This is a genomic window from Corynebacterium sp. KPL1818 (assembly GCF_000478135.1).
Lineage (GTDB): Bacteria > Actinomycetota > Actinomycetes > Mycobacteriales > Mycobacteriaceae > Corynebacterium > Corynebacterium accolens.
In genome coordinates, this window is sequence record NZ_KI515759.1 from 745,408 (window position 1) to 763,994 (window position 18,587).

Sequence of the window (18,587 nt, forward strand, 5' to 3'; positions counted from 1 at the left end):
CCCCGTGCCAAAATGGCAGTCAGGGTACGGGCTTAAATTAATTCCGCTTGAGCCTTTAAGACTTCTTCTGCTGTTCCTGCTCCTTGAGGAGGCGAGCAGCGGTCCGACGGCGGGAGCGCAGGTGGTTGATGCGCTCTTCCAAAAGCTCATCGAGTTCCTCGATGGAGCGACGTTCCCGCAGCATATCCCAGTGGGTGCGCGGTGGCTTGATGGGCTTAGCTTCCACGCCTTCACCCTCTACGAGGTGGCCCAGTTTGCCATTCTTGCACATCCATTCTTCAGGGATTTCTGCCTCATGTGCAAAGGGCACCTCATAAATCTCACCATCGTCCGTGCGGTATTTCACCATCTGGCGCGGTGCGAGGTCGTGGTCGCGGTCAGTTTCGTAGCTGACTGCGCCCATACGGCTGCCACGGAGTACGCGATCTGCCATGCAACATCATCCTTTTCAAAGAGATCCCTGATTGACGGCGATAGTTTCGCCTAAGAGCTATTAATTATAACGAACACCCACGCGGTATTGTTCCCAGCCCGCCGTTTAATGGACTAAAGTGTATCGAGTGATCCGTACAGCTAGTCGTGAAAGCAATGTCGGTTCCTGCCAATGGTGTGGAAAGGATATTGACCAAGGCGGTAGGGGACGACCACGTAAGTTTTGCAGCGCCTCGTGCAAACAGCGTGCTTATGAACAAAGAAACAATGTCAGTGGCACGGATATTCCTGCTGATGCAGTAATCTTAAGCCCAGATAAAGTGCAAGGTTTGCGCGACGGCCTTTTTGAATTGCGGTGTTCCGCAGAAGATATTCATACCGCCGCAGAAGAAGGCGCGAGCGGGGAAGAGCTTTCCAGTCTGTGTGAGGAGCTTGTTTCGCTGGCTCGGCGTTTAGAAGGACTTCGATAGTAGATGAAAAATCTTTTTTATAACCGGAAACTCGTCGTTTCCATCTTCGTGGTTTTAATCCTCGTGCTTACCGCCGTAGCGATCGGCCCGATTGTGTACTCGCTTTTTAAAAGCGGCGGCGTCAAGACGGAGCCCGTGACTGCCGATGGCGCCAAGGCAGCCTCGACTCCGCTCGACGGTTCTTGGTCCGTGGCCAAGGGTCGCGCCGATAACCACACCTCGGTGGGCTTTACCTTCGATGAGGTTCTGCCCGCGGAGAGGACGTCCACCTCCGGCTCGACCACGGAGGTCACCGGCCAGGCGGAGATTTCCGATTCCACGCTGGAATCCGCCACCATTACGGTCAATATGGATGCCCTCACCACGGACAAGAAGGTCCGCGACCAAAACATGAAGTCCAAGCTCTTTAAGACTTCAGACTTCCCAGAGTCTTCCTTCACGCTTACCAAGCCCGCCTCGCTTGCCGATGTCCCCGAAGACGGCACCATCGGCTCCGTTAAGCTCACTGGTGACCTCACGATCAAGGACAAGACGCAGGAGATCACCCATGAGTTCGATGTCCTGCGCGACGGTGACGATATAGTCATTGGCGGCGATATTCCGATCAACCGCCTGGACTACAACGTGGAGACGCCTGACATGCTGGCGGCCAAGGTCGCCGAGGACGGCGAGATCAACCTGCGCATCTCCCTGAACAAGGACTAAGAATTAGGACTACATCGTGAATTCTCGACGTTTAATTTCCGCCCTGTGGTTCCGCCTCATAGTCGTCATAGCTTTCTCGATTTTCGTTGCGGTCCAGCAGATGTGGATTGTCACTGCGGTTGCAGCATTGCTGGCGGTATTAACCATCTGGCAGCTATGGAGTGCCTATAAAAACCAATAGAGGACCAAGGCTTCCTCCTTTGATTAACGTCACCGTGACTAAATGTCAGGGTATAAGTGCCTTAACGCAGCGGCAGGAAAGTCCCGCTATCGGCGCCCGTACGCACAATCGGGCGTTTGGGCCGTCGGGAGGTTCGCCGGACACCCTAGGCAAGCCCAAGCGGATTCGAAAGGCCGGCTCGCCTTAGGCGCTCAAAGGCGACTCGGCCAAGTCTGGGCCAGCTTAACCACGGAACCTGCAAGCCTTAGCGCGCCGCATCCAAAACAAACAGGGCGGTCAAAGCTCCGGACAGAACCGGCGAATACGGCAGGCGGGATCCCGTGCAATCCAAGCACACTCAAGCCGACCTCAGCTTAACCTGCAGATCCCCATAATTGTCCGATAATGTACATTATGTCATTTTAGATCCGTCAAAGTCCCTCCCATCGTGCCGAGGCCTGTCAGTCAAGAATGTTCAAGCCACTCACAGCGCAGTATGTTCCAAATTGACAAATAGTGCCCTCCGAACGGCCCAAATCGGATCACTATTTGCAAAAACGCATCACACCATGCCAACGCATCACACCATGCCAACGCATCACACCATGCCAACGCCTCACGCCAGCAAGCCACGCCGGCACACGACACCAAACGTGCACCGCCGAAAGCCAACACATATGCTGGAGCTCATGACTATTCAACGCGTTGTTAAAAAGCCTTCCCGCGCCGCCCTGTTCCTGGTCTTGGATATTGCGGAAGGCGGCGAGCAAGCCACTCGGGACATGCTCTCCGCTTTTAGCGATACCTTCAAGTCCGTCAATTTCCGCCACAATGAGGGCGAGCTTTATACGGTCGTCGGCATTGGCGCGTCTATGTGGCCGCGCCTTACCAGCGCTCCCCGCCCGGACAAGCTCAAGGAGTTCGAGCCGCTGGAGGGTACGTACAAGGCTCCCTCTACGCCCGGCGATATCCTGCTGCATTTCCGCGCGAATACGTATGACCTTTGCCACGAGATGGCGCGCCAGGTCCTGCGCCAGCTGGGCGATGCCGCCACCGTGGTCGATGAGACCCAGGGCTTCAAGTACCTGGACCAGCGCGACCTCCTGGGGTTTGTGGATGGCACCGCCAATCCCCTCCCCGAGGAAGCTTTAGAGACGGTGCTGCTTGCCGATGACGCCGATTATCCCCGCGGCTCCTACGTCACCGTGCAAAAGTACACCCATGACCTCGATAAATGGAGCGGCATCAGCACCGAAGAGCAAGAACGCGTTATCGGGCGCACCAAGGCCGATGACGTGGAGCTCGATGAGGATGCGCAGCCCTCCAATTCCCACGTGGCCCTCAATGACCTCGAGGAAGATATTTACCGCGAGAACATGGTCTTCGGTTCCTTTGCCGCAGGTGAGATGGGCACGTACTTCATTGGGTATGCCAAAGACCCAGAAGATATCAACGAGCGTTTGCGCAATATGTTTATCGGCGATCCGGAAGGCAATTACGACCGGATCCTGGACTTCTCCACGGCCTTGACCGGGACGAACTTTTTCGTCCCGAGCGTTGACTTGCTAGACGAATTCGACGAGCTTCCGCACTAAAGAGCTAGCGGCGCCCGCCGCGATTGCGGTGGGTCAATCCGAATTGGACGGAATCGATCATCCCAAGGGTTATGAGCGCCTCGCGAAGTGCGAATTGGAAGGTCCATAACCTGCGGAAAACCGGATCAAAGCCGGCAGCGGCGGCCTCGCGAAGGTGCCCATCAAAAAAGGATCGCTGCTGGCGCAGGGACTCAATATAGTGGCTGCCCACGTGCGTCTCGGACACGATGCGCAGGTGAGAGTTCTTATCCACGAGCCGGTGCACATCCATAGTCAGCGGGTAGTCGAGGCCTGGCCAAATATAGGCCCGCATGGCCTGCAACGATGCTCGGGCAGCATCCGACATGGATTCGGTGGCCACGATGGATTGAAAAGCCGCCCGCCCGTTTGCGGTAAGGAAGCGATCGAGGACTCGGATATAGGCCTTGCGCTCGCGCGGGCTCAATTGCTCGAATTTTTCCACGCTGATAATCGCGTCGTAGTGCCCGCGCCACTGCTTGGGGCTCGGAACGGAATCCGGAATCCGCTCTACGTGGATAGAGTCTTCCGTTCCGGCAAAGACAAGCGCCTCGCGCATCTGGGTGATTTGTTCGACATCGCTGGTCAGGACGTCGACTGTGGCGCGGCGCTTGGTAGCGCGTATCGCGGCCTGCATTCCGGCCGCGGGATAGACCAGAAGGTGGGTGCCGGCGCCGGTGCGGGTGGCATCGAGGAGCCAATCTGCCGCCCTGCGCTGCGCCTCTCCCAAGTCATCCCGGTCCACATTGGTGGGCTCGCTCACCGTGGTGACATCGACAAAGTGGCTCTTCGGCTCCCTGCCGCCGGCCTTTGGGCTAAAGCTTTCGACCGTTTCCCGGATCGTCGTCGGCACGCCGCTGGAGAAAATCCCGCCAACGTGGCTGAGGCCATCGCCGGCATAGAGGCGCACCAAGTCGAGTGGCAGCTCCCCTGGCTCGGAATCGCGGACGCTTACTCCCTGCGGCTTGGGGAGGTATCCCACCTGCAGGAGCTTGCCCAAAACCTTTACCAATTGGGCGGAGGATTCGACGGTCCACTCGCCTGCCATATAGCTTTCGGCAAAGCCCAACCATCCGGTAGCGGCGATCCGCTCGAAGAGCGCATCGTGGCCCACCTTTAAATCGGGGCCGCCCGCTGCATCGAGTTCCAGTTCCAAGCCGGCATTATCGCAGGCCTTGGCGAATTCTGCCTCGGCCCGTCGGGATTTTAGCGTCGCCCAGCGCTGCGATGGCACGGTCGCGATATTGGGCCATGCCTCCGCGTCGATGGAGCGTAAATGCTCGGGGGTGGAAAAACTCATGGTTTGGGGAGCGCTCCTGGGTGCAAGGGGTCACGGTGTGGGCTTATTTTAGCCAGTTTCTGAGCGGTTTCGGTCAAGACGCTCCGCAGGAAAGTAAACCCGAAACGCATGTAAATGGGTATCAAGTATGCACGTTATGTGACGAGCGTTTACACTATACGGGTACTTAAATTAAGCTTTCTCGAGGAAGGTCGCATTAATTCCATGACTGATACCCCTTATCGTCCAAACGGAAGCCGTCACCACGTTGTCGTGGTTGGCGGTGGATTCGGCGGTCTTAACACTGTGAAGAAGTTGAAGAACGCCGATGTTGAGATCACCCTCATCGATAAGAAAAACCACCACCTGTTCCAGCCGATGCTCTACCAGGTGGCAACTGGCATGATTTCCGCAGGTGAGGTTGCTCCCTCGACCCGCCAGCTGCTGCGCAACCAGGATAATGTGGACTTTGTCAACGGCAACGTGACCGACATTAACCTGGAAGACCAGACGGTTACGGCCGAGCTCGATGACTTTTCGCGCACCTACTCCTATGACTCCCTCGTCGTCGCCGCTGGTTCCAGCCAGTCGTACTTTGGCAATGACCACTTTGCGGAGTTTGCCCCAGGCATGAAGACCCTGGATGATGCCTTGGAGCTGCGTTCCCGCATCATTTCGGCCTTCGAAAAGGCTGAGCTTACCGATGACCCCGCAGAGCGCGAGCGCCTCCTCACCTTCATCATCGTTGGCGCCGGCCCGACCGGTGTGGAGCTCACCGGCCAGATCGCGGAGTTGGCTAACCGCACGCTTAGCGATGTCTACTCCACCTACGGCACCTCCGCCGCTAAGATTTACCTGCTTGATGGCGCGCCACAGGTACTCCCGCCGTTCGGCAAGCGCCTGGGCCGCCGCGCCCAGCGCACCCTGGAGAAGGAAGGCGTCAACGTTCGCCTGAACGCCATGGTGACCGATGTCAACGAAGACTCCGTGACCTACAAGAACATGAAGACCGATGAAGAGGTCACCCTCGAGGGCGCAACCAAGATCTGGTCCGCCGGTGTTGCCGCTTCCCCGCTGGGCAAGATGGTCGCTGACCAAGCCGGCGTCGAGGCTGACCGCGCCGGCCGCGTCTCCGTCAACGATGACATGACCGTTGGTGACTTCAACAACGTCTACATCATCGGTGACATGATGTCCCTGAACCGCCTGCCGGGCTTGGCACAGGTGGCCATCCAGGGCGGCGAGCACGTCGCCAAGCTCATCGAGACCAAGGTGGACGAGGAGTCCACCGCCGATGAAAAGGAACCTTTCGAGTACTTCGACAAGGGCTCCATGGCCATCGTGACCCGCTTCAATGCCGTCGTGAAGCTGGGCAAGACCGAGTTCTCCGGCTTCCCAGGCTGGTTGGCTTGGTTGGCCCTGCACCTGACCTACGTCATTGGCCTGCGCAGCCGCTTGGCCGTATTGGTCAACTGGGCAGCTAATATCCTCTCCCGCAACCGCGGCAACCTGGAGATTACTACCCAGCAGCGCATCGCCCGCAACCTCATCGACGAGGCAGAAGAAGAAAAGAACTAAGTTCTCCTTGGCACGAGCCGCCGTCCTACTCCCGACCTAGGGGCTGTGGGCGGCGGCTTTTGTGGTTTTCGTTCCTATTTTCCCATTTTTGTTAGGCTTGGGCATTACAACATGGGGTGCCACGCACCGTGGCTGAGAAAAACCCATCGAACCTGCACTTAGTTAGAACTAGCGAAGGGATTGTTGTGGACTTATCATTTCTGCGTGCCCACGATGCGGTGCGCGAAACCGCTCCACTTATTCAGTGCTTGACCAATAAGGTCGTCAGCAATATTTCTGCCAATGCGCTTTTGGCCATCGGCGCCAGCCCAGCAATGGTAGATACTCCAGATGAGTCGCAAGATTTTGCGAAGATCGCCAGCGGCGTGCTCATCAATTGCGGAACCCCGAATTCCGAGCAATACGCCGGCATGCGCGAGGCCATCGCCGGTGCGACCGCGGCCGGAAACCCGTGGGTCCTTGACCCCGTCGGTGCGGGTGGGCTGGAAAAGCGCACCGAATTTATGCATGAAGTCTTGCCGCAGCGCCCGACGGCGATTCGCGGCAACGCCTCCGAGATCATCGCCTTGGCAGGAACCGGAGCCGGCGGGCGCGGCGTGGAGTCCACCGATGGCGTGGAGGCGGCGCTGGAACCAGCGCTCAAACTTTCCCGCGAAACCGGGGCCGTTATTGGCTTATCTGGCCCCACGGATCTCATCGTGCAGGCAGGCGAAAGGCCGCGTGCGGTAAGCCTCGAGTCTGGGCACCCGATGCTGCAAAACGTCATCGGCACGGGTTGTTCGCTGGGCGCTATCTGCGCGGCTTACCTGGCAGCATGGGAGGATCCATTCGCGGCTATCATCGCCGCGCATGCGCATGTAGGAGCCGCGGGCAGCGTTGCCGCTGAGAAATCCACGTCACCTGGCTCCTTTGCGGTTGCTTGGCTCGATGCGCTGCATGAGCTGTCCACCGATGCAATCGAGGAGCGCAACTCTGCCTCCGAGATCGCAGACATTGCGGGGCTGTCATGAGCATCGATTGGACGCTGTATCTCATCACCGATCCTGAGCTCGCCGGCGGGCGGGACAAGGTCGTTCCCATCGTGCAAGAGGCGGTACGCGGCGGGGCTACCGTCGTGCAATTGCGCGATAAAGAAGCCAGCGACGAGGAGGTCGAGGCTACCGCCCGCGAACTCATGAAGGTCTTAGGCGGCGTACCGCTTTTTATCAATGACCGCGCCGAGGTAGCGGCCAAGGTAGGCTGCCACCTGCACATTGGCCAAAACGATATGGATTTTAACCAAGCACGGGAGCTGCTTGGCCCCGATAAGCTCATCGGGCTTTCGGTGGGCACGCGGGAAGAGCTGGACGCCATTGACCCGCAGGAGGCCCCCGATGTCATTGGCATCGGCCCGGTTCACTCGACGGCGACCAAGAAGAATGCGCCAGCGGGAATCGGTGCCGAGGCCGCCAGGCGCCTTGCCACCGCGGCGCGCGAACGCGGCATCGAGTCCGTCGCCATCGGCGGCATCAAGGCACACAATGCCCACGAACTTTCCGGAAGCGACTTCGCAGGGATCTGCGTGGTCAGCGACATTATGGCTGCCGATGACCCGGCAGCGGCAGCACACAACCTAAAGGAGGCCTACTGTGGCTAAAGGAACCTACCCCCGTATTCTCTCGATTGCTGGAACCGATCCCACAGGCGGAGCCGGCATCCAGGCCGATTTGAAGTCCATCGCCGCCGCGGGCGGGTATGGAATGAGCGTGGTCACCGCGCTGGTGGCCCAAAATACCCAGGGCGTGCGCAGCGTCCACGTCCCGCCGCTAGATTTCCTCCAAGAGCAGCTGGATTCCGTCCGCGAAGACGTAAACATCGATGCCATCAAGATCGGCATGCTTGCCGATGCCCCCATCACCGACCTCGTATCCACGTTCCTCGACCAGATCGACCCGTCCGTCCCCGTAGTCTTGGACCCGGTCATGGTGGCCACCAGTGGCGACCGCCTCTTGGCCCCCGAGGCAGAAAAGGCGGTGCGCGAGCTATGCTCCCGCGCTGATGTCATCACACCCAACCTCAAGGAGCTGGCCGTACTGACACAGACGGAGGAAGCCACGGATTTGGACCGTGCCATCGAGGTGGCTAAGGCGTGGGCCGCTGAGGCGGATACGGCGGTCATCGTCAAGGGCGGGCACCTTGACTCGGCGATTGCCGATAACGCCGTGGTCACCGCCGATGGCAAGGTTCACCGCGTGGAATCGGCCCGAGTGCAGACCAAGAATACCCACGGCACTGGCTGCTCCCTCTCCTCTGCCCTCGCAACGCGGCTCGGTGCCGGCGATGATGTCGCCACCGCCCTCGAATGGTCGACGGATTGGCTGCACGAGGCGATTGCCAATGCGGATGCGCTGGCCGTTGGCAAGGGCAGCGGGCCGGTAGACCACCTGCACCGCTCGCAGCGCTTAATGCGGGCGGCGTCCTCGGTACCGCTTCCTCACCTGGCTGGGCCTTTGGAAGAGGCGGAAAGCCCAGACCAGCCGCGCGTTGCGCCCGCAGGACCGTACACGCAGCGCCTGTGGAATATCGCGGCGGAGCACTGGGAGCAGGTAAAGGCATTACCCTTTATTCAGAAGCTGGGGTCCGGGGCACTCGCCAACGACGCCTTCAGTTTCTACCTCGATCAGGATTCGCAGTACCTGGCTTCCTACTCGAAGGCCCTGGCCCGCCTGGCCAGCCAGGCACCCGATACCGCACAGCAATTGCACTGGGCGCAGGGCGCTTACGAGTGCCTCGCAGAGGAAGCTGAACTGCACCGCGGGTGGTTGAAGGATTCTGCTACTACCGCGCCATCGCGGGTCACTAGCGCCTACACGGATTTCCTCATCCGCAGCACGCACACGGATGATTATGCCGTCGGCATCGCGGCCGTACTTCCCTGCTACTGGCTGTATGCAGAGGTGGGCTTGCACCTGGCGGAATTCGATTCGCCCGATCACCCCTACCATGCCTGGTTGGAGGTCTACGGCGGCGAAGATTTCCTCGCCGGGGTGCGCGAGAGCATCAAGATTGTGGAGGAAACCCTGGAGAAGGCGGATGAGGCCACCCGGACCCGCGCCGAGCGCGCCTTTATCAGCGCCAGCATCCACGAGGTCGATTTCTTCGACCAAGCGGACCGGCGCTTTTAAGGCTTTAGGCCAAGAGGTCCGCGCCAGGCCTAGAAAGCACGGCGACCAAGAAGGTGGAATGCTCCGAAAAAAGCTTCATGTCCCAAGAGGAAAACGTGAAGTCAACGCGGTAGCCCACCTTCTGCGCCATATCGAGGAAGTCCTGGAATTCCCATCCGCGGCCTTCCCCAAAGCCGGTGACGAAGCGCCCGCCGGGGGCCAGCGAGTTAAAAATATTTCGCAGGGCTTCCTCGCGGCCGTCCACGGCCAAAAAGCCCATGACGTTTCCTGCGGAAACAGCCAAGTCAAAGGGGCCTTCAGGAACCTCTTCCGTGCACAGGTCCCCGACGAACCACTCGCCGTCGGGGAAGTCATGTTCAGCGTGCTCGATCAAAATGGGATCTACGTCGATGCCCACCACGCTGTGACCACGGCGTAGCAATTCCCCGCCGACGCGGCCGGTTCCACAGCCGGCGTCGAGGATGGTGGAATTGCGTTCCACCATGGCATCGACAAGCCGGGCCTCCCCATGAATGTCTTTGCCCTGCGCCTCAAGCATCTTCCATTTGCGGGCGAAATTATGGGAGTGGGCGGGATTGGCTTCGGTAACTTCTTTCCACGTAGGCATAGATTCGATTATATTACCCACCGTCGGTGTAAGCTTTACCCGCTGCGTAAAACGTGGCCCGTTTTACTACTTGATTGCGTTACTATCCGCACTACCGTGCAAAGGAGGCTGAAACGATGCCGTCCGTACCCACGCCCTTTAGGGGCCGAAAGAGATCCACGCCTCCTAGTCAGCCCTCCTTCCCGCCGGTTCCCGCGGAGCGCGCCATTGAGCACTGCCGCGTCTTCGTCGATGGTGAGGCCCTACCCGGCGAGTATTCCGCGCATTCCGCCTTGGAAACCGTGGCGGAATACGGCCGCGGGTTCGTCTGGGTGGGCCTGCATGAGCCCTATGAATCCCAGATGACGAAGATCGCTTCGCAATTTGGCATCCACGAGCTCATCGTGGAAGACGCCGTCATGGCCCACCAGCGCCCGAAGCTGGAGCGCTACGATGACCAGCTCTTTGTGGTGGCCCGCTCGGTGAATTACCGCGACCACGATGAGGTGAAAGATAAGCGCCAGATTATTTCCACGGGCGAAATCCAGATGATTATGGGCTCTAACTTCATCATTACCGTTCGCCACGGTGCGAAGCTGCCCAATCTGGCCTACACGGTCGAAGACGAGCAGGACCTGGTGGAGCTCGGCCCCGTCGCCATGGCCTGGAAGATCCTGGACATGATGGTGGACCGCTACTCCGAGGTCGCCCGCCTGATTAGCGATGAAGTCGATGAACTCGAAGAGGAAATCTTTACCCCGAACCTCAAATTCGACGTCGACCGCATTTATATGTTCAAGCGCGAAGTCTTGGAGATGAAACACGCCATTTATCCGCTCTCTGCGGCATTAAAGGCGATGGTCTCGGATCACAAGGATCTCATCTCTAAGCAGATCCGGTCCTACCTGCGCGATGTCTATGACCACGAGCTCGTGGTCAATGACTTGGTCGCCAGCTTCGATGAACGCCTGACCTCGCTTATTGATGCCTCGGTGGCCAAGGTCACCATGCAGCAAAACTCGGATATGCGCACGATCTCCGCGGTCGTCGGCATGTGGGCCGCGCCGACCCTCGTCGCCGGTATTTACGGCATGAACTTCGATATCATGCCGGAGCTTCACTGGGCCTTTGGCTATCCCATGGCAATCATCATCATGGTCGCTGTCGTTGGCGGCCTGTGGGCGTGGTTCCGGAAGAACCACTGGCTCTAGCTGCGCTTATCCATAATCATGGTGCGCAGCGTGGTGCGTGCAACCAGGGTGTCTCCTTGGCGCATCTCTACGCTCCACACGTGGGTCCGCGTGCCCAATTGAATGGGGGTGGCCACCGCTTCAAGCTCGCCCTCCCCTGTCGCCTTAATGAAGTCCGTGGAGTTATTGACGCCCATCGCCGGGGCATCGGCAGCCGCGACGCTGGCAATGGAGGCGACAGTTTCCGCGATGGTGCAATATAGCCCGCCATTAGCCACGCCCCACGGCTGGTGATGCTGAGAAGTCACGGTAAGGCGCGCGCGGGCCTCGGTTGGGCCAACGCGGTCGAAGGTAAGGCCGATGAACTCGGCAAGCCCGCCGTTGACCGAATTTAGTTTCTCCAGCTCTTCCTCGTTGAGCAGGCGCGTGTGCGCGGTATGAAGCAAGTCATTGAGTATCTGGGTATCTGACATAGTCTTTAAGCTTAGCCGCCAGCGCGGCGAAAGCGCGGCGGTGACGTAGGATAGGCACCATGACTGAAAAGAACGAACTTGCGCACATTGGTGTTGTCGGCCTAGCGGTAATGGGCTCCAACCTGGCCCGCAACTTTGCCCGCAATGGCAATACCGTCGCCGTCTATAATCGCAGCCCGGAAAAGACCCACGCCCTCATTGAGGCCCACGGTAACGAAGGAAACTTTATTCCTTCCGAGTCCATCGCGGATTTCGTCGCTTCCCTGGAGCGCCCCCGCAAGGCCATCATCATGGTGCAGGCGGGCAAGGCTACCGATGCGGTCATCGATCAGCTTGCCGATGCCATGGATGACGGCGATATCATCATCGATGGCGGCAATGCGCTGTTTACGGATACCATTCGCCGCGAAAAGGAAGTGGCCGAGCGCGGCAAGCACTTCGTCGGCGCTGGCATTTCCGGCGGCGAGGAAGGCGCCTTGAACGGCCCGTCCATCATGCCTGGTGGTCCGGCCGAGTCCTGGGAGACTTTGGGCCCCATCCTGGAATCCATCGCCGCCGAGGTGGATGGCACCCCGTGCGTGACCCACATCGGCCCGGATGGCGCCGGCCACTTCGTCAAAATGGTCCACAACGGCATCGAGTACGCCGATATGCAGGTCATCGGCGAGGCCTACCAGCTGCTGCGCTACGGCGCGGGTCTGGAGCCTGCCGAGATCGCGAAAATCTTCAAGGAATGGAACTCCGGCGACCTGGATTCTTACCTCATTGAGATCACCGCCGAGGTACTCGCCCAGAAGGATCCGGATACGGGCGCCCCGCTTGTCGATGTCATCCTGGACGCCGCCGGCCAGAAAGGCACCGGCCGCTGGACCGCCATCAACGGCCTCGAATTGGGCGTGCCAATTACCGGCATTGCCGAGTCCGTCTTTGCCCGCGCACTGTCTTCTTCGAGCCAGCAGCGCGCCGCCGCGCAGGAGGGTCAGCTTCCGGCAGGCACGAACGCGGACTTCGACATCGATAAGGATGCCTTCATCGAAGACGTTCGCCGGGCCCTTTATGCAGCCAAGCTCATCGCCTACTCCCAGGGCTTCGATGAGATCAAGGCCGGTTCCGCCGAATTCGGTTGGGATGTCGATCCGCGTGACCTAGCCACCATCTGGCGCGGCGGTTGCATCATCCGCGCCAAGTTCTTGGACCGCATCCGCGAGGCATTTGATAACAACCCAGAGCTGCCCGCCCTCATCCTGGATCCCTACTTCAAGGGCGAGCTGGAAGATCTCATCGAACCGTGGCGCCGCGTCGTCGTCGCCGCAACCCAGATGGGCCTGCCCGCTCCGGTCTTTGCCTCTTCGCTGTCCTACTACGACAGCCTGCGCGCCACGCGCCTGCCCGCCGCCCTGATCCAGGGCCAGCGCGATTTCTTTGGTGCACACACCTTCAAGCGCACCGATAAGCCGGGCACCTTCCACGTTGAGTGGTCCGGCGACCGCAGCCTGACGCAGACGGACTAAGTACTGAAAATAAAGAGGGAGGACCTGCACGGTGCAGGCCCTCCCCTTTTTTCGTCTCTGGATTTAGACCAAGCCCAGCCACGACCAGTAGGTGGCAGACAGCAGCAGGATAAGCAGGTACCCGACGATGGTCAGCGGGATACCGGAGCGCAGGAATTGCTTGGTGCTAAAGGCACCGGTGCCATAGGCCAGCATGTTCTGCGGCGCCGAGACAGGCAGCAAGAATCCGAAGCAGATGACGAACTGTTGGATGACCACGAAGCCGATGCCGCCGTTGGGCACATCCAGCGTGGAGGCCAAGGCAATAAAGACCGGGATGAGTGCGGAGGCCAGCGACGTCGCTGAGGCAAAGCCCAAGTGGATGAGGATATTAAATAGCGATACCAGCGCAATCGTTGCCAGAATCGGCAGCGAATCCAGCCCCATTAACCCAAAGGTCTTTTCTGATAGCCACGTTGCGGCGCCCGTATCCAGCAGGAATGAGCCGAGGGAAATGCCGATGGCAAAGACGATGAGGGTACCCCAGCTCACGGACTTTTGGGCCTCTGGCCAGGTAAATACGCCAATCTTCGGCAGCAGCATCAGGGCGACGGCCACCGCGGTAATGACGGCCGAGCTAATCGGGTGTAGTAGTCCCTCCGTGGCCCAGAACAAGAGCAGGAGGAGGGAAAACCCGATGAGCCTTTTCTCTTCCGGTGAGGTGGGCCCAAGGTCCTCTAGCTGCTTGGCGATGAGCTCCTTTCCTCCCTCAATGCGCTCCGTTTCCGGTTTGATGACGGCGCGCATGATGAAGTACAACGCGGCGGACATCAGGATGGACCAGGGCGCGGCCCAAATAAACCACTGCCCCCAGGAGACCGACTGCCCCATTTGATCCTCAATAAATCCCACCGCCACGAGATTTTGTGCGGCTGCGGTTTTAATACCTACATTCCAGATCGAGACGGCCTGCGCTGCGGTAATGACGAGTAGGGCACCCAGCTTCGACTCATAGGATAGACCGAAGGCGGCCACCATACCGAGCAAGATGGGCACCACGGCGCCCGCACGCGCGGTGGCAGAGGGAACGAAGAAGGCCAAGATGATGGCGATCGCGATGGCGCCGATAACGATGTGGGAGGTCTTCTCCCCCGCGATCTTCAGCACGTACAGCGCAATCCGTTTATGCAGGCCCGTAGCCTGCATCGCTCCGGCCAAGATTAGCGCCGCGGCCACAAGCGCTACCGCAGACGAGGAAAATCCTGCCATCGCGACCTTGAGGGCGTTGGAGGTGCCGTAGATACCATCGGATTCTGGATCCGGCCCGAGCCCCAAAAGTAGGGAGATAAGGCCGACGATCAGCAAGGCGCTCACCGGATAGCTCACGGCCTCGGTCACCCACATGATCACCGCAAAGGCCAGCATGCCTAGGGCCACTTTAGCGGGCCAGTCGAGTCCCGGGATCGGGATAAGTAAGACGGCCGCTAGGGCCAGGAAGGCCAGCGCGAACCACACGGCATCAAGGTGAAATTTCTCCGTCTTCGTGGGTTCTGTAGATTCCTGCGGCGAGGAGTGGGAAGAAGAACTGGCTGTGGATGCTTGTGCTTGAGCCATGGAGACGACTCCTTAACAGTTCGTTGTGGCCCTGGGATGGGCCGGTGAGTGGAGGAATAAATCGTGTGTGCTTCCCAGCACCACCTTCCACGTTAGGTAATAACCAGTGAAATACCTAAAGTAGAGCCCTATTTTTGCTATGGCATTTCTCACTCATAAAGACGGTGCCCAATCGTGCGCTAGCCGATGCGGGATTTTGCGCACCCTCCAGTTAGAATTGCCCAACGATGACTACTTTTGCCGAACTCGGCTTACCTCAGCGCGTGGTTCACGTTTTGAACGACCAAGGAATCACGGAAGCATTTCCCATCCAAGCCGCAGCCATCCCGGATGTACTCGCGGGCAAGGACGTACTCGGCCGCGGGCCTACCGGATCCGGAAAGACCTTTACCTTCGGGCTTCCCACGCTGGCCCGATTGGCTGGCTCGGGTGCCTCGACCCCCGGCCACCCCCGTGCGGTCGTCCTCGCCCCCACCCGCGAGTTGGCGACGCAGATCCAACAACGCCTCGATGAGCCGGCCGCCGCATTAGGGCTGCGCGTCCTCGCGGTGGTCGGCGGCGTCAATATCAACCACCACATCCGGTCTTTGGCGCGCCCAGTGGATCTCTTGGTCGCTACACCTGGTCGCGCCCAGGATCTCATCGCCCAAGGCAAGTTGTCCTTTGACAAGGTGCAGATCACCACTTTGGACGAGGCGGACCAGATGGCCGATATGGGGTTTCTTCCCCAAGTGTGCAAGCTCTTAAACTACACCCCGCCCACCGGTCAGCGGTTGCTGTTTTCGGCGACCCTCGACGGGGACGTCAATAAGCTGGTCGAGCAATTCCTGCACGATCCCGTAGTCCATTCCACCGCACCGGTGACCGCGGCGGTGGAATCGATGTCGCACCACCTGTTTTTCGTCGGCGATCGCCCCGCCCGCAACGAGGTGGTTATGCGCATCGCCGCACGCGCGGGCAAGACCATTATGTTCATGCGAACGAAGCACGGCGTGGATAGGCAGGTGAAAAAGCTAAGGCGCGTCGGCATCAACGCCTATCCACTCCACGGGGATAAGGGCCAAGGCGCGCGCACCCGCGCCATTTCTGGCTTTGCCGATGGCTCCATTCCAGTCCTCGTTGCCACCGATATTGCGGCGCGCGGCATCGACATCGCAGACGTTTCCCTCGTCGTTCACGTGGATCCGCCGGCAGAACACAAGGCCTACCTGCACCGCGCAGGGCGCACGGCCCGCGGCGGCGCCACAGGCACGGTGGTTACCCTGGTCACCGATGAACAGCGTTCAGAAGTAGCTGCCCTCATCAAAAAGGCCGGTGTGAACGCTACCGAATACGATATTTCCCACCGCGATAACCCGGCCGGCGCTCCCGAGCTGCGCACGGTCACCGGCGCCCGCAAACCGCACGGACCGGCCCTTCCACCGCCGGGCCAAGACGGTTCGCACGGCTCGGGCCAGCAACAAAAGAAACAACCCCCACGCCAACAGAAGCGGCAGGTTGGTGGAGCCAGGAGGGGTAAGGGGCGGCGTCGCTAAGCGCTGGCGCAATAGAAAGGAGGATAGGCCCGTGCAGGTTTTATCTACCGCTGACTGGACCGCCCGCATGGATGAGCACGAACGGCGGGCAACGGACCGCCTGGAAAGGTTTCGCCATCCCGGCACTTATCATCCCGTATTTGATTTCCTCTTTGAGTACTACCCTGTCCGCCCGTCGCATCTGAAGCGTTGGCACCCGGGCATCGACACGGCGCTCGCGGGAAACGCGCCGCAGGCTAACTGGCGCGATTACCACGAAACCGCGGATGGCATCACCGTGGACGTGGAGTCCTACATGAAACGGCGCGGCAGCTCCGTCGACTATATTCTGGACTTACTGCGGCGCTCTTCTACCAACCCGGCGCACTTTGACTGCTTCGGCCTGCATGAATGGGCGATGGTCTACCACACGGACTCCCCGCGCCATGATCTCCCGCTGCGCCTAGGCGCAGCGGGGACCAACCGCGTCGTTGACGCTCACTCCCTCAAATGCTCGCATTATGATGCGTACCGTTTCTTTACCCCGCCGGCGCGTCCGCTCAATCTCACGGTACTCAACCGTGCGGATCAACCAGCCAACGATCAAGCAGGCTGCGTGCACGTCACCATGGATCTTTATAAATGGGCGTGGAAATTGGGGCCCTTGGTCCCAGGTGATCTCTTTCTCGATTGCCTGGATCTGGCTATCGATGCCCGCATCCTTGATATGGAAGCCTCCCCGTACGACTGCCGCGACTGGGGCCTTGGGGTGGTGCCGATTGAAACACCAGAGGGAAAGGCGGCATACGTCAACCGCCAGCGGGGCCTTGCGGAGCGAGCCCAACCGCTGCGCGAGCGGCTTGTCGCAGTAATGGAAAGGGCTTACTCCCAGTTACACTAGATTAAACGCATCATGCGCTGGCTCGGGAGACTTCGGAGAAAGGCACTACATGGCACGGCACTCAAACGGGGAAAACAAATTCACACTAGCCGGCTGGGTTGTCGCGGTCGCCATCATCGCGATCCTTGCTGCCATTGCACTAGTGGTTTTTCTGTTGCGCGGCGGGGATAACTCGAGCGAGACTACTGCCGCCGAGACCGCATCCGAATCTGCTGTGGAAAGCAGTACTGCAGCCTCCTCTTCCACTCCTGCCACGACGGACGCAGATGCATCGAAGCCTTCCACGGCAGACGGCGCCGAAGAAGGCAAAGATTCTTCTTCCCCAGCTTCCTCCTCCACCGTGGAAATGGCGCCCAATACGCTCCTGCTCGTTGATACTTCCGCGAATATGACGGCAATGTTTGATGCAACGCAACAAGCGCTATCTGGCACCGCGGGAAAGCTGAGCCACAACAATAGCCAGGTTGCCTTGTGGAACTATTCGTCGCCCATTTCGGAAGCCGCCACGGTGGGTTACCGGGATAATCTTGGATTCGGCAACGGCGCTGCGGTGCCGGAGACGCTCGCGGCATTTGGCACCGGTGGCGTGCCGCAATCGCGCAGCGCCACAATAGCCGCACTGAATACCGCAGCGGATCAAGCCGCGGGCACCAACCAGAAGGCGCGCGTCGTCCTCGTTACTACCGGCACCGAGCTCGACATGGACGAAGCCCAATTTGCCGCCGCCCTTGACGGCGCGAAGTCAGACAACGTAGAGCTATCCGTTGTTCACGTGGGTCCAGGGGCAGTCGATGAACAGCTAAAAAACGCCGCCGACAATTTCACCAGCGTCGATGCGGGCACGCAGGAAGATTTTAATGCGGCAATGGATAAGGCCTCTGGGGTTTAACGGGGACTCTGGTAAACAAACCCCACTCCAGCAGCCCCCCGGATTGAACTACCAAGCCGAACCAACGCCGCAAACCGCGCCACTACACCAGAACTCGGATCCCATTTCGACTCCACACAATCACCCAACCCATGTCAGGTGTTTCCACGACCACTAGAAACCAAGGACCCGCCGTGTTCCATGAAACCCCCAGCTTTGGGGCTATTGCCTGGCACGCGGGGCGCATCGACATATTTTCCGCCAAGATGCAATCTTCCACGAGACGGACCGCACGGTTCTTGGCATCCTAGTCAAATCTTCTTGGCATATTCCAGGTTTTCCCATCTACTCAAACGGAACAAAACCTGGGACCTTTCAGTCTGCCGGTGGTGCATGCGCTACAACAAGCGCAGACGACACTCCTAGTGCAATCTTGTGGCTCCTGATGTTTTTGCCGAGATTTCAGCTACACTGGCTAAAATTGCATAATTAACCACCTACGTGTCCACTTTCCGGGGATCAGGACCCATGTATCTTGTCCACCCCTCAT

General features: G+C 59.3%; 18 protein-coding genes and 1 riboswitch. Of the genes, 13 read left to right on the plus strand and 5 right to left on the minus strand.

From position 1 onward, the window contains the following. Positions 1–55 precede the first annotated feature (55 nt). Positions 56–433: an RNA polymerase-binding protein RbpA gene (locus HMPREF1261_RS09240; RefSeq protein ID WP_005279221.1), complete on the minus strand. Its 378-nt coding sequence runs from the start codon at positions 431–433 to the stop codon at positions 56–58. 127 nt (positions 434–560) lie between these two features. Here HMPREF1261_RS09240 and HMPREF1261_RS12520 point away from each other — a divergent pair, with 127 nt between their 5' ends. From HMPREF1261_RS12520 to HMPREF1261_RS09250, 4 genes are all read left to right on the plus strand, one after another. Further along, positions 561–902, plus strand: coding sequence for a hypothetical protein (locus HMPREF1261_RS12520; protein WP_084538540.1), 342 nt, complete (start codon positions 561–563; stop codon positions 900–902). 3 nt (positions 903–905) lie between these two features. Continuing rightward, positions 906–1,607 (plus strand): YceI family protein, encoded by a 702-nt coding sequence (locus HMPREF1261_RS09245; protein WP_023030752.1) that lies wholly within the window; start codon positions 906–908, stop codon positions 1,605–1,607. Positions 1,608–1,623: 16 nt separating this feature from the next. After that, on the plus strand, positions 1,624–1,788 hold the full coding sequence (locus tag HMPREF1261_RS13050; RefSeq protein WP_023030753.1) for a hypothetical protein: 165 nt from the start codon (positions 1,624–1,626) through the stop codon (positions 1,786–1,788). 668 nt (positions 1,789–2,456) lie between these two features. Continuing rightward, positions 2,457–3,362 (plus strand): Dyp-type peroxidase, encoded by a 906-nt coding sequence (locus HMPREF1261_RS09250; protein WP_023030754.1) that lies wholly within the window; start codon positions 2,457–2,459, stop codon positions 3,360–3,362. 4 nt (positions 3,363–3,366) lie between these two features. On the opposite strand, the gene HMPREF1261_RS09255 is transcribed toward HMPREF1261_RS09250, so the two are convergent. Then, on the minus strand, positions 3,367–4,680 hold the full coding sequence (locus HMPREF1261_RS09255; protein ID WP_023030755.1) for a class I SAM-dependent methyltransferase: 1,314 nt from the start codon (positions 4,678–4,680) through the stop codon (positions 3,367–3,369). A 204-nt stretch (positions 4,681–4,884) separates the two neighbouring features. Between HMPREF1261_RS09255 and HMPREF1261_RS09260 the strand changes: the two genes are divergently transcribed. The 4 genes from HMPREF1261_RS09260 to HMPREF1261_RS09275 all read left to right on the plus strand — a co-directional run bounded on the left by HMPREF1261_RS09260 (position 4,885) and on the right by HMPREF1261_RS09275 (position 9,401). Next, positions 4,885–6,237 carry an NAD(P)/FAD-dependent oxidoreductase gene (locus tag HMPREF1261_RS09260; RefSeq protein ID WP_023030756.1) on the plus strand — a complete coding sequence of 451 codons (1,353 nt, stop codon included), beginning with the start codon at positions 4,885–4,887 and terminating at the stop codon, positions 6,235–6,237. 102 nt (positions 6,238–6,339) lie between these two features. Beyond that, positions 6,340–6,435, plus strand: a riboswitch (TPP riboswitch). Further along, positions 6,423–7,247 carry a hydroxyethylthiazole kinase gene (gene thiM, locus HMPREF1261_RS09265; RefSeq protein WP_034658207.1) on the plus strand — a complete coding sequence of 275 codons (825 nt, stop codon included), beginning with the start codon at positions 6,423–6,425 and terminating at the stop codon, positions 7,245–7,247. It overlaps the preceding riboswitch by 13 nt. Next, positions 7,244–7,873: a thiamine phosphate synthase gene (gene thiE, locus HMPREF1261_RS09270; protein WP_023030758.1), complete on the plus strand. Its 630-nt coding sequence runs from the start codon at positions 7,244–7,246 to the stop codon at positions 7,871–7,873. The genes thiM and thiE overlap by 4 nt, the downstream gene beginning before the upstream one ends. Continuing rightward, on the plus strand, positions 7,866–9,401 hold the full coding sequence (locus HMPREF1261_RS09275; RefSeq protein ID WP_023030759.1) for a bifunctional hydroxymethylpyrimidine kinase/phosphomethylpyrimidine kinase: 1,536 nt from the start codon (positions 7,866–7,868) through the stop codon (positions 9,399–9,401). Before thiE ends, HMPREF1261_RS09275 begins: the two co-directional genes overlap by 8 nt. 4 nt (positions 9,402–9,405) lie before the next feature. Here the strand turns inward: HMPREF1261_RS09275 and HMPREF1261_RS09280 are convergent, their stop codons facing one another. Beyond that, positions 9,406–10,008, minus strand: a complete 603-nt coding sequence (locus HMPREF1261_RS09280) for a bifunctional 2-polyprenyl-6-hydroxyphenol methylase/3-demethylubiquinol 3-O-methyltransferase UbiG (protein ID WP_023030760.1) — start codon at positions 10,006–10,008, stop codon at positions 9,406–9,408. A gap of 116 nt (positions 10,009–10,124) precedes the next feature. Here HMPREF1261_RS09280 and corA point away from each other — a divergent pair, with 116 nt between their 5' ends. Continuing rightward, the gene (gene corA, locus HMPREF1261_RS09285; RefSeq protein ID WP_023030761.1) at positions 10,125–11,198 is read left to right on the plus strand and encodes a magnesium/cobalt transporter CorA; all 1,074 of its coding nucleotides are present in this window, start codon (positions 10,125–10,127) and stop codon (positions 11,196–11,198) included. Here the strand turns inward: corA and HMPREF1261_RS09290 are convergent. After that, on the minus strand, positions 11,195–11,650 hold the full coding sequence (locus tag HMPREF1261_RS09290; protein ID WP_023030762.1) for a PaaI family thioesterase: 456 nt from the start codon (positions 11,648–11,650) through the stop codon (positions 11,195–11,197). The genes corA and HMPREF1261_RS09290 overlap by 4 nt on opposite strands. A gap of 59 nt (positions 11,651–11,709) precedes the next feature. Here HMPREF1261_RS09290 and gndA point away from each other — a divergent pair, with 59 nt between their 5' ends. Then, on the plus strand, positions 11,710–13,161 hold the full coding sequence (gene gndA / locus HMPREF1261_RS09295) for an NADP-dependent phosphogluconate dehydrogenase (RefSeq protein WP_023030763.1): 1,452 nt from the start codon (positions 11,710–11,712) through the stop codon (positions 13,159–13,161). A 63-nt stretch (positions 13,162–13,224) separates the two neighbouring features. On the opposite strand, the gene HMPREF1261_RS09300 is transcribed toward gndA, so the two are convergent. Continuing rightward, the gene (locus HMPREF1261_RS09300; RefSeq protein ID WP_023030764.1) at positions 13,225–14,754 is read right to left on the minus strand and encodes a DASS family sodium-coupled anion symporter; all 1,530 of its coding nucleotides are present in this window, start codon (positions 14,752–14,754) and stop codon (positions 13,225–13,227) included. Positions 14,755–14,981: 227 nt separating this feature from the next. Between HMPREF1261_RS09300 and HMPREF1261_RS09305 the strand changes: the two genes are divergently transcribed. From HMPREF1261_RS09305 to HMPREF1261_RS09315, 3 genes are read left to right on the plus strand one after another with little or no spacing between them, the layout of a single operon-like run. Beyond that, positions 14,982–16,289, plus strand: a complete 1,308-nt coding sequence (locus HMPREF1261_RS09305; protein ID WP_023030765.1) for a DEAD/DEAH box helicase — start codon at positions 14,982–14,984, stop codon at positions 16,287–16,289. A 31-nt stretch (positions 16,290–16,320) separates the two neighbouring features. After that, a complete protein-coding gene (locus HMPREF1261_RS09310) occupies positions 16,321–17,169 on the plus strand; it encodes a hypothetical protein (RefSeq protein WP_023030766.1) in 849 nt (282 codons plus the stop codon). Positions 17,170–17,218: 49 nt separating this feature from the next. After that, positions 17,219–18,058: a vWA domain-containing protein gene (locus HMPREF1261_RS09315; RefSeq protein ID WP_023030767.1), complete on the plus strand. Its 840-nt coding sequence runs from the start codon at positions 17,219–17,221 to the stop codon at positions 18,056–18,058. Positions 18,059–18,587 lie beyond the last annotated feature (529 nt).